This is a genomic window from Serratia sp. (in: enterobacteria) (genome assembly GCF_046715635.1).
In the GTDB taxonomy this organism is placed as follows: Bacteria; Pseudomonadota; Gammaproteobacteria; order Enterobacterales; family Enterobacteriaceae; genus Chania.
In genome coordinates this window covers 1-11,220 of record NZ_JBKJYW010000441.1, presented here as the reverse complement: position 1 = coordinate 11,220, position 11,220 = coordinate 1, and the positions used below count along the sequence as shown (strand labels likewise).

Here is an 11,220-nt window from a genome sequence, read left to right as displayed (position 1 = left end):
GAACTCCTCTCAGCAGGCCCAGAACGGCATGCTGCTGCGCGATAACATCTTCGGTACCATCGAAGACGATGCCCAGCGCCGCGATTTTACCATCAACAGCCTGTATTATGGCGTAGCCGACTTTGCCCTGCGTGATTACGTTGGGGGCCTGCGCGATCTGCAACAGGGTGTGATCCGCCTGATCGGCGATCCGGAAACCCGCTACCGCGAAGATCCGGTGCGGATGCTGCGCGCGGTACGCTTTGCCGCCAAGCTGGATATGACCATCAGCGAAGAAACCGCAGAGCCCATCCCGCGCCTGGCCTCGCTGCTGCACGAAATCCCACCGGCTCGCCTGTTTGAAGAGGCGCTGAAGCTGCTGCAAGCGGGTTACGGTTACCAGACCTACCTGAAGCTGTGTGAATATCAGTTGTTCCAACCGCTATTCCCATTGATCGCACGCAATTTCACACCGAATCACGATACGCCGATGGAACGCATTCTGGTGCAGGTACTGAAAAATACCGATCACCGCCTGCAGAACGACAAGCGCGTCAACCCAGCGTTCCTGTTTGCCGCCATGCTGTGGTATCCGCTGCTGGAGCATGCACAGAAACTGGCGCAGGAAAGCGGCCTGGCCTATTACGACGCCTTTGCGCTGGCCATGAACGACGTGCTGGACGAAGAGTGCCGTTCACTGGCAATCCCCAAGCGAATCACTACACTGGTACGTGACATCTGGCAACTACAGTTACGCCTGTCCCGTCGTCAGGGCAAGCGTGCGCACAAGCTGATGGAACACCCTAAATTCCGTGCGGCGTATGATTTGCTGGCACTGCGTGCCGAAGTGGAAAACAACCCGGAGATGCTGCGTCTTGCCGAATGGTGGGATGAGTTCCAGGTGGCCACCGCGGCCCGCCAGAAAAACATGTTGAGCACGCTAGGCGAAGATCCGGCACCGCGTCGGGCACGTCAGCGCCGCCCACGCCGCAGGACTCCGAATAACGAAGGAGCATAATGATCCGCGTTTATATCGCGCTGGGCAGCAATCTGGCGCAACCTTTGCAACAGGTGAATACCGCGCTGGAGGCGTTGGAGCATATTCCACGCACCCGTCTGATCGTGTGTTCACCGCTGTACCGCACCAAACCGCTGGGGCCACAGAACCAGCCGGATTATCTCAACGCGGTGGTGGCACTGGATACCCAGTTGCCACCGGAACAGCTGCTCGATCACACCCAGGCGATAGAACGTAATCAGGGCCGAGTGCGCAAAGATGAGCGTTGGGGCCCTCGCACGCTGGATCTGGATATGATGCTGTACGGCGATCTGGTGATCGACACCGAGCGTCTCACCGTGCCCCATTACGGCCTGAAACAACGTGAATTTATGCTTTACCCGCTGGCCGATATCGCTCCGGACCTGGTGTTCCCTGATGGTGAAACCCTGGCGGAGTGCTTGCAACGTGTGCCAAAAAACGGCATGACGCTGTGGCATCAACCCAAAGCCTGAATACCGCGCCCCGACAACGTTAGCGTCGCGATAAACCCACCCTCTGACCGATTGGCAAAGCTCACCCGCAGTCCGTGCAGGCTGGCAATCCGCTGTACAATAGACAAGCCCAGCCCGCTCCCCATCTGTTCCTGCCCCGGTGGGCGGTAAAAACGCTCCCCCAGTCTTTCCAGATGCTCAGCCGTGACGCCAGGGCCATTGTCCTCCACCGTCAGTTGCCGTTGGCTGAGCGTGACCGTTACCGTGCCACCGGCCGGTGTGTAACGTACCGCATTGTCCACCAGATTGCGCACCAACAGCGATAGCAGCAGTTGCTGGCCCGATAATGCAGGGGGTTCGCCCTGCTGTTGATAACGCAGCGTGATCCCGGAGGTATGCGCCTGTCGATCCAGCTCCGCCAAGGTCATCGGCACCAGTTGGCACCAATCAACCAAGGTCAGATCGTGCAAATCGGCGAGCGAGTCCAGCCGGGACAAGGTGAGCAGTTGATCCACCAGGCGCGTGGCTCGATCGATACCCACCGTCAGGTTGTTCACCGCATGTTCACGCATGGGCACATCATCCCCCGCCAGTTGCACCACCTCGGTCTGCACCCGCAATGCGGCCAACGGGCTGCGTAACTCATGGGCAGCATCCGAAGTAAACCGCCGCTCACTCACCAGCAGGCTATTAATGCGCGTAAACAGCGTATTCAGCGCCTCCACCAGCGGACGCACCTCACTGGGTACCTGATGTGCATTCAGCGGCGTAGCGTCGTCTGCGGCTCGTTTACGCAGGCTGGCAGCCACTTCACGCAACGGCCTTAGCTCACGGCCCACCATCAGGGCGATCAACAACATCAGGATCGGCAATGTCACCAGCCAGGGCAGCAATTGCCCCATCACCAACCCCAACGCCATATCATGGCGATAATCCCATTCCTGGCCGACCACGATACGATAGCGGCCATCCGGGCTGGTCAGCCACAGCAACCGCCAGCTATCGCTATCTCCTTTGCGTTGACCATCGACAAACCCTTGCCGCTCGCCGTTAAACAGGAAATCCTCACCGTTCTCACCGTCGTTGAGCAGCATGCGCCCATCGTGAGAAAAGATGGCGAACGCCAACGCATCATCGTCCTGCTCACCGCGTTTACCGTGGTTCAGCATCTTCTTGGTTTTCGGCAGGCTACGCACTTGCTGATTAGCCAGCAGATCCCCCATATCGGCGGTCGCCAGCCGTTTGGCAAACAGCATCTGTTGGGTGTCGAACACTTCGTTGATATTGTGGCGTGTCATCATCCACGCCACCACGCTGGCGGAGCCCCAGGTCAGCAATGCCAGCAGGCTGAAGATCAGGATCAGCCGCAACCGCAAACTCAGCGACCTCACGGCTCATCCCCCAGCGTGTAGCCCACGCCATGTACGGTGCGGATAAAGCCGTTACCCAGCTTGCGCCGCAGATGATGGATATGGACCTCAACCGCATTACTGCTCACGTCGTCATCCCAGTTATACAGTTTTTCCTGGATCAGCGGCCGTGCCAGCACGCGCCCCTTGTTGTGCAGAAACAGTTCCAGCACCGCCAGTTCGCGCGGGGTCAACGTCACGGGCTCACCGTTGCAGCTCACGCTGCGGGATGCGGCATCAAACACCAGCGTGCCGTGGACCAGTTGAGGCGTCAGTTGCCCATGGCGGCGGCGGATCAACGCCTGTAAACGCGCGGCGACCTCCGTCAGGGCAAAAGGCTTGCACAGGTAATCATCGGCTCCGCTTTGCAACCCGCTGACACGTTGTTCCAACGCGTCACGCGCGGTCAGGATCAACACCGGCACATCCTGCCCGGCCTGACGCCACTGGCGCAGCAGATCCAACCCGTCCAACCCCGGCAAGCTGAGATCGAGGATCACCGCATCATAGGGTGCGCTACCCAGGGCGTTCTTACCGACGATGCCATCAGTGAACCAGTCAAGGTTAAACCCCAGCTTGGTCAAGCCCGCCTTGATACCATCACCGATCAGTTTGTCGTCTTCTATCAACAGAATTCTCATGGGCTCTCCCTCTAGACAGACCATTACATCATAAGCTTCTTAAGAACATCTTAACCATCAGCATCTGAGCTACCCACCCCGGAAGGGTTACAGTAGAATGACAACACTTTTTACCACCGTGCTACAAATCCAGGCTGCGCGGTTACTGCAGGAGACGTTGTGATGAAACCTACCACCGTGAGCCATTTACGCCAGTGGAAGCAAGAGCAGCGCAAGTTTGCGACTATTACCGCCTACGATGCCAGCTTTGCACAGCTGTTTGAAGAACAGGGTATTAAAGTATTGCTGGTCGGCGACTCGCTGGGCATGACGCTGCAAGGGCATGACTCAACGCTCCCGGTAAGCGTGGCCGACGTGGCTTACCATACCCGCGCGGTGCGCCGTGGGGCACCATCCAGCCTACTGTTGGCCGACCTGCCTTTCATGAGTTACGCCACGCCAGAGCAGGCCTGCCATAGCGCGGCCGAGGTGATGCGCGCCGGGGCCAACATGGTCAAAATAGAAGGTGGCAGTTGGCTATGCGAAACGGTGAAAATGCTCGCGGAGCGCGCCGTCCCCGTCTGCGGCCATCTTGGCCTCACGCCACAATCCGTCAACGTGTTTGGCGGCTACAAGGTGCAGGGGCGCGATGAGCTGGCGGCCAAGCAACTGCTGATCGATGCCCAGAATCTGGAGCTGGCCGGTATGCAGCTGCTGGTGCTGGAGTGCGTACCGACCGAGTTGGCCCGCCAGGTCACGGAAGCCTTGTCGATCCCGGTGATCGGCATCGGGGCCGGTAATGCTACCGATGGTCAGATCCTGGTGATGCATGACGCCTTGGGGATCACCGGCGGCCATACCCCTAAATTTGCCAAAAACTTTCTGGCGCAGGGCGGCGATATTCGCGGCGCCGTGCAGCTGTATATTCGAGAAGTCGAGCAAGGTCTTTATCCCGACGAAGAGCACTCGTTCAGTTGAGTGACCGGCCAAGATTGATAGCTAACTAGCTTATCCCCCGGAGTTTAAACACCGAGGGGGACACTGAGGAGTTATGGAATGGTAATTATCGAAACCCTGCCACTGCTGCGCCAACAGATCCGCCGCTGGCGGCAAGAAGGCAAACGCGTCGCGCTGGTGCCCACCATGGGCAATCTGCATGAAGGTCATATGACGCTGGTCGAAGAAGCCCGCGCCCGCGCCGACGTGGTGGTAGTGAGCATTTTCGTTAACCCGCTGCAGTTCGAACGCGCAGACGATCTGGAGCGCTATCCACGCACCTTGCAGGAAGACTGCGAGAAGCTCAATCGCCGCAATGTCGAGTTGGTCTTCGCCCCTGCCCCGGCAGAAATTTATCCCAAAGGGCTGGAAGAACATACCAGCGTCGACGTACCGGTGATCTCCACTATGCTGGAAGGCGCCAGCCGCCCGGGCCACTTCCGCGGCGTCTCCACCATCGTCAGCAAACTGTTCAATCTGATCCAGCCGGATCTGGCCTGCTTTGGCGAGAAGGATTATCAGCAGTTGGCGTTGATCCGCAAGATGGTGGCGGATATGGGCTATGACATTGATATTGTTGGCGTGCCGACGGTGCGGGCCAAAGACGGGCTGGCGCTAAGCTCCCGTAACGGCTATCTCACCGCAGAAGAGCGCAAGATCGCGCCGCAGTTGAGCAAAATCATGAACGCCTTGGCAAAACAGCTCGGTAACGGTGAACGCCACGTTGAAGAGCTGCTGGAACAGACAGCCGAGAAGCTGCGCGCAGCAGGTTTCACCCCAGACGAGCTGTTTATTCGCGATGCAGACACGCTGCAACCGCTGGGCATAGAAAGCCGCCGGGCCGTGGTACTGATGGCCGCCTGGTTGGGTAAAGCTCGCCTGATCGATAATCAACAGGTCGATCTGACGCAATAAGCCATTTGTTGTACAGTCGTTGCCGTTTTTACCCGGTTGGCGGTAGACTGGCCGGGTTTTCGGTGACGATAAATAGTGCAAGGAAGCAGTTCTTCTTCAGCCGCCTGAAAAGGCCGATATTCAGTTAGGTAACGCTATGATACGTACTATGTTGCAAGGCAAGCTGCATCGGGTGAAAGTGACTCAGGCTGACCTGCACTACGAAGGCTCCTGCGCCATTGACCAGGATTTTCTGGAGGCCGCCGGGATCCTGGAATATGAAGCGATCGATATTTATAACGTGGATAACGGCCAACGTTTCTCCACCTATGCCATCGCCGCCGAACGTGGTTCGCGCATTATCTCGGTCAACGGCGCCGCCGCCCGCTGTGCCTGCGTAGGTGACAAACTGATCATCTGTTCTTACGTGCAGATGAGCGATGCCGATGCCCGCCAGCACCACCCAAAAGTCGCCTACTTCGAAGGTGAAAACCACCTGCAACGCAAGGCGAAAGCCGTCCCCGTTCAGGTTGCCTGATGCCCCTCACCCTAACCCTCTCCCACAGGGAGAGGGAACCGATCGAGTTCGTAAATTGCTCTGCGTAATACCTTGCTTTTTTTTTGTTTTTTCTCCCTTCTTAACGAAGTTATACGGGCTAATTACGCACTCCGGGTAGCTCCCTCTTCCACAGGGGAAATAACGTGCTACATCTTGGCTAATGCATTCGTCCTCGATACCAACCCTGTTACAGATTAGCTTCTGTACCTGACCACCACACCGGACTAGCCCCTTCTCCCTGTGGGAGAGGGTTGGGGTGAGGGGGTGATTGAGAGCCTTGACCGACAAGCATTACGCCTTCAGCGCCCGTCTTCTCGCTATTCTGTTACCGTCACACCCGGCAACGTACCAGGCTTGTTGGCTATCCGCTCTGCCATAGTGGGGATAGAGTCGGTACGCAGGATATACAGCCGTTTCAACGTATAGGGATTATCACCCGGCTTCACTTTCCCCTGCACCGTCGTCACGGCCAAATGCAACCCGGCATCTTTTGCCGCCTGGATCGCCTTTTGGTTATAGCCGCCAAACGGATAGGAAAGGTACAACACGTGCGGATTAAACTGCTCCAACGCCCGTCTTGAGTGCTCAAAATCGAATTCGATATTATGCAGTGAACGGCTGAGCAGGATCGGCCGACGGTTGCCATCGGTACGATGTAGGAAATGGGTGTGTGACTGGATATCAAACACATCCTGGATCTCTTTAAGCTCTGCAATACTCATAAACTGCAGTGAATCCGGATTCCATTTCTGCGGATGACGCTTAATGCGTGAAGAGATGATAAACGCCGTGGCGCGCAAGCCGTAATCCTTCAGTACCGGGTACGCATAGCGATAGACCGACTTCAACCCGTCATCAAAGGTCAGCATCACCACTTTCCCTGGCAGGTTGATTTGATTATTCAGGTAGGCTTCCAGCTGATACATCGAGATAGTGTCGTAACCGGTCTGTTTCAGATAGGTCATCTGGTTGCTGAAAGCCACGTCCGAGGTGGTGGTTGAGGTATTGCGAAAACGTTTGTTTTCTTCATTTTTCAGCAGATGGTGATAGGTCAACACTGGAATGCCGTTATCGATCTCACAGTCCAGATCGCTGACAAATCCCAGGCGATCGCCGATATTGATCTCATACCAGGTATTATTCAGCCGATCTTTCAGCTTGCCGATAATCGGATAGCGCAGATTCTCTTCCAGTACGCCAAAGATTTCACTTTTGTTATCCGCCGCCGTGTAGACGTTAATTGCGCGCTGGGTGATGAGGTTCTGATTGGTCAGCGGTTTGTTCAGATCCCCCAGATCGTCCTTCACCTTACGGGTCTTACTGATGGTGCGAACATCGTCTTTATCGATAAAGCCGGTGCCGTAGCCAAACTTAAGCTCGTAATATTCCGCATCTGCCGGGAACATCTGGATCAGCTGCCCTTTTTTCACTTCACCGACCGGGATCACATGCTCACCGATCAACGAATAAACCTCACTGTTACGCTGCACTTCCATGTATTGGGCTTGAACAGCGCTGTCTTCTGACAGCAAATCCGCCAACGCCGCCGGTGCCAACAGCAACATAAATATGCCGAGTAGCCCTGCTGCTATCTTATGTTGATACTGCATGGTTTGTTCTGCTTACGAGTGAGTCATGAAAAAATGAAGAAAATGTGGAGCGCCAGCATAGCACGATTTAAATCGCGGGGAGAAAGGGCTTATTGCCTTAATTCTATAGATTTAGGTGATGTATGTGCTAAATCAATAAACTCCCTCCCCCGGCAACGGGGGGAGGGAAATGACATCAGGAACGCAAACCGCGGCCACGCTCGATCAGATACCAGGCCAGCCCGTAGAACACCGCAATGAACGCCACCAACACCAGCATGGTCAGCGCTAACGGTACATCGGAAATGCCCAGGAAACCGAAGCGGAAACCGCTGATCATGTAAACGATAGGGTTCAGTTTGGAGACCGCCTGCCAGAACGGAGGTAACAATGTCAGCGAGTAAAATACCCCGCCCAGATAGGTCAACGGCGTCAGCACAAAGGTCGGGATCAGGCTGATATCGTCGAAAGTATTGGCAAAGACGGCATTGAGCAAACCGCCTAGCGAAAACAGGATTGCCGTCAACAGCAGCGTCACCGCGATCACCCACCAGGAATGGACCACCAGGGGAACGAAGAACAGCGAGATCACCGTCACCAGGATCCCCACACAGATACCACGCGCCACGCCACCGCCAACATAACCGGCAATCACCACGTGCGTCGGCACCGGTGCCACCAGCAACTCTTCAATATTCCGTTGGAACTTGGCACTGAAGAAAGACGCCGCCACGTTGGCGTAGGAGTTGGTGATCACCGCCATCATGATCAGGCCCGGCACGATAAACTGCATATAATCAAAACCATGCATCTCACCAATACGCGACCCAATCAGGTTGCCAAAGATGATGAAATACAGGGTCATGGTGATCACTGGCGGTACCAGCGTCTGGATCCAGATGCGGGCGAAGCGGTTGATCTCTTTGGCCCAGATGCTTTTCAAGGCCACCCAATACAAATGCATCATGCTTGTTCTCCATTGCCATTCACCAGGTTGACGAACAGCTCTTCCAGCCGGTTGGCCTTGTTACGCATACTCAGGACCTGGATCCCCTGCGCGCTCAGTTGGGTGAACAGACCGTTCAAGCCCTGCTCACGCATCACTTCCACTTCCAGCGTGGAGGTATCCGTCAAACGGCTGTGGTAGCCCTCAAGATGGGGCAAGGGGCTTTTCGCGGCCAGATCGAGGATGAAGGTTTCGGACTTCAGCTTGGCCAGCAGCCCCTTCATCGAGGTATTTTCTACCAGCTCACCGTTCTGGATGATGCCGATATTGCGGCACAGCATTTCTGCTTCCTCCAGATAGTGCGTGGTCAGGATAATGGTGGTGCCCTGGGCGTTCAGCTCTTTGAGGAAGCCCCACATCGAACGACGCAGCTCGATATCCACCCCGGCGGTCGGTTCGTCGAGGATCAGCAGTTTGGGCTGATGCATCAGCGCACGAGCAATCATCAGACGGCGTTTCATCCCGCCAGACAGCATACGCGCCCGCTCGTTACGTTTACCCCAGAGATCGAGCTGGTTGAGGTACTTTTCTGCCCGCGCCATCGCCTCGCGGCGTTCCACACCATAATATCCCGCCTGGTTGACCACAATCTGCAGCACGGTTTCAAACGGGTTAAAGTTGAATTCCTGCGGCACCAGCCCGAGCTGGCGCTTGGCGTTAACGATATCCTTATCGATATCGTAACCGAACACTCGCACCGTGCCCGCCGTCTTGTTGACCAGGGAACTGATGATGCCGATGGTGGTGGATTTCCCGGCGCCGTTCGGCCCCAGCAGGGCATAAAAGTCCCCCGCCTCCACGTTCAGATTGATACCGCGCAATGCTTTGACGCCACCCGCGTAGGTTTTGGTCAGCTGCGCTATTTCCAGTGCATAATTCATAAGTTATGAGAGTACCTTGTGATGGAGTTGGCTGCCGAACTTGTCTAAGAGGGAGTTTATCATCAGCGGCCTTATTACCGAGTTGAATCCGTGCGCAAATATCCGTCGTCTTTCAAACCACAGCGTTGTTACCTGCACAGCTATTCGGCCCATCCCTGGGCCTCTCCCCTACGGGGCCGCTGTGGACAGCGTTCAAATCTGTTCCAGACAGATTTGTCACACCCCAGTCACTTACTAAACGTAAGCTCCTGGGGATGAGATAGCTTGTCGCCTAGCTGTGGCTTGAAATCCATAGGATATAAATTTGATCAACTGTTCCGATTTCCAAATTGTGACGCTTGCCATATATTACATCAACGCAATTCGTTCATAACAGGCCAATAACCGCCATGCAAGAAATCGAAAGGCTTATCGCCAATAACCAAGCCTGGTCCGCTAACATCAATCAGGAAGATCCCGGCTTTTTTGAACGTTTGGCTCAAGCGCAAAAACCGCGATTCTTATGGATCGGCTGCTCAGACAGCCGCGTCCCCGCCGAACGCCTGACCGGCCTGGAGCCGGGTGAGCTTTTCGTTCACCGTAACGTCGCCAATCTGGTGATCCATACCGATTTGAACTGCCTGTCGGTGGTGCAGTATGCCGTCGACGTGCTGGAGGTGGAACATATCATTATCTGTGGTCACCTGGGCTGCGGTGGCGTAGAAGCGGCGGTAGAAAACCCGGAACTGGGGCTGATCAACAACTGGCTGCTGCACATTCGCGATCTGTGGTACAAGCACAGTTCCCTGCTCGGCGAACTGGAACCGGAACAACGTCTGGATGTGCTATGCGAGATCAACGTGATTGAGCAGGTGTATAACCTGGGCCACTCAACCATCATGCAATCGGCCTGGAAACGCGGCCAGAAAGTGATGATCCACGGTTGGGTGTACGGTATCCAGGACGGTCGTCTGCACGATCTGGAAGTCACCGCCACCAGCCGTGAAAGCCTGGAGATGGGCTACCGCAAAGCGATAGCCACACTCAAGCAGGAGAAAGGCCTGTTCTAGCGCCTTATATACCCTATGGATTTCAAGCTGCAGCTAGGCGACAAGCTTACTCATCCCCAGGAGCTTACTATTGTAAGTGACTGGGGTGGGTAAGTGCAGGTAACAACGCTGCAGCTTGAAAGACGACGGGTATAGGGGTTCAGCGCCCTGCTGAACCCTGGCCGGATTATTCGTCCAGCAGCACCACTTTGCCGATGTAAGGCAGATGGCGATAACGCTGGGCGTAATCGATGCCATAACCCACCACGAACTCGTCCGGGATCGGGAAGCCGACATATTCCACCGGCACTTCAACCTCACGGCGTTCAGGCTTGTCCAGCAGCGTACAGATCGCCAGAGACTTCGGCCCACGCAGCGCCAGGATCTCGCGCACCTTGTTCAGGGTGTTGCCGGAATCGATGATGTCTTCAACGATCAACACGTCTTTACCACGGATGTCTTCATCCAGATCTTTGAGGATTTTCACGTCGCGGGTGGTAGACATGCCGCTGCCGTAGCTGGAAGCGGTCATAAAATCGACCTCATGCGACACCTCGATGGTGCGGCACAGATCGGCCATAAACATGAAAGAGCCGCGCAGCAGCCCGACCAGCACCATATCACTGCCGCTATCGCGGTAATCTTCGGTGATCTGGCGGCCAAGTTCAGCAATACGGGTCTTAACTTCCTGCTCGGAAATCATTACTTCTACAGTGTGTTTCATAGTTTTCAGGTCAGTTGCCGGAAGAAGGGCGCAGAGTTTAGCAT

The 11,220-nt window shown here is 55.7% G+C and carries 12 protein-coding genes; 6 read left to right on the top strand and 6 right to left on the bottom strand.

Translation table 11 applies throughout. The features are described 5' to 3' along the window. Together pcnB and folK are read left to right on the top strand one after the other, a co-directional pair. Window positions 1-997 (top strand): polynucleotide adenylyltransferase PcnB (pcnB, locus tag ACLQ7H_RS23075; protein WP_411754673.1); only part of this gene is annotated, 997 nt, incomplete at its 5' end. Beyond that, a complete protein-coding gene (folK, locus tag ACLQ7H_RS23070) occupies window positions 997-1,491 on the top strand; it encodes a 2-amino-4-hydroxy-6-hydroxymethyldihydropteridine diphosphokinase (protein ID WP_021179739.1) in 495 nt (164 codons plus the stop codon). The genes pcnB and folK, both read left to right, overlap by 1 nt. Here folK and qseC read toward each other — a convergent pair. Continuing rightward, on the bottom strand, window positions 1,476-2,861 hold the full coding sequence (qseC, locus tag ACLQ7H_RS23065) for a quorum sensing histidine kinase QseC (protein WP_411754672.1): 1,386 nt from the start codon (window positions 2,859-2,861) through the stop codon (window positions 1,476-1,478). The genes folK and qseC overlap by 16 nt on opposite strands. Beyond that, the gene (qseB, locus tag ACLQ7H_RS23060) at window positions 2,858-3,520 is read right to left on the bottom strand and encodes a quorum sensing response regulator transcription factor QseB (protein ID WP_411754671.1); all 663 of its coding nucleotides are present in this window, start codon (window positions 3,518-3,520) and stop codon (window positions 2,858-2,860) included. Before qseB ends, qseC begins: the two co-directional genes overlap by 4 nt. A 162-nt stretch (window positions 3,521-3,682) precedes the next feature. Here qseB and panB point away from each other — a divergent pair, with 162 nt between their 5' ends. The 3 genes from panB to panD all read left to right on the top strand — a co-directional run bounded on the left by panB (window position 3,683) and on the right by panD (window position 5,927). After that, a complete protein-coding gene (gene panB / locus ACLQ7H_RS23055) occupies window positions 3,683-4,477 on the top strand; it encodes a 3-methyl-2-oxobutanoate hydroxymethyltransferase (RefSeq protein ID WP_411754670.1) in 795 nt (264 codons plus the stop codon). 78 nt (window positions 4,478-4,555) lie between these two features. Beyond that, entirely contained in the window at window positions 4,556-5,410 is an 855-nt protein-coding gene (gene panC, locus ACLQ7H_RS23050) for a pantoate--beta-alanine ligase (protein ID WP_411754669.1), read from the top strand. Window positions 5,411-5,546: 136 nt separating this feature from the next. Continuing rightward, window positions 5,547-5,927, top strand: a complete 381-nt coding sequence (gene panD / locus ACLQ7H_RS23045; RefSeq protein WP_174333009.1) for an aspartate 1-decarboxylase — start codon at window positions 5,547-5,549, stop codon at window positions 5,925-5,927. 338 nt (window positions 5,928-6,265) lie between these two features. Here panD and ACLQ7H_RS23040 read toward each other — a convergent pair whose 3' ends face one another. The 3 genes from ACLQ7H_RS23040 to ACLQ7H_RS23030 all read right to left on the bottom strand — a co-directional run bounded on the left by ACLQ7H_RS23040 (window position 6,266) and on the right by ACLQ7H_RS23030 (window position 9,424). Next, window positions 6,266-7,558, bottom strand: a complete 1,293-nt coding sequence (locus ACLQ7H_RS23040) for a polysaccharide deacetylase family protein (protein WP_411754668.1) — start codon at window positions 7,556-7,558, stop codon at window positions 6,266-6,268. Between the two features lie 175 nt (window positions 7,559-7,733). Next, window positions 7,734-8,504, bottom strand: coding sequence for an ABC transporter permease (locus ACLQ7H_RS23035; RefSeq protein WP_024484344.1), 771 nt, complete (start codon window positions 8,502-8,504; stop codon window positions 7,734-7,736). Further along, window positions 8,501-9,424, bottom strand: coding sequence for an ABC transporter ATP-binding protein (locus ACLQ7H_RS23030; RefSeq protein ID WP_024484343.1), 924 nt, complete (start codon window positions 9,422-9,424; stop codon window positions 8,501-8,503). Before ACLQ7H_RS23030 ends, ACLQ7H_RS23035 begins: the two co-directional genes overlap by 4 nt. 389 nt (window positions 9,425-9,813) lie before the next feature. Between ACLQ7H_RS23030 and can the strand changes: the two genes are divergently transcribed. Further along, entirely contained in the window at window positions 9,814-10,473 is a 660-nt protein-coding gene (gene can, locus ACLQ7H_RS23025) for a carbonate dehydratase (protein ID WP_411754667.1), read from the top strand. 166 nt (window positions 10,474-10,639) lie between these two features. On the opposite strand, the gene hpt is transcribed toward can, so the two are convergent. Beyond that, entirely contained in the window at window positions 10,640-11,176 is a 537-nt protein-coding gene (gene hpt, locus ACLQ7H_RS23020) for a hypoxanthine phosphoribosyltransferase (RefSeq protein ID WP_411754674.1), read from the bottom strand. Window positions 11,177-11,220: the final 44 nt, after the last annotated feature.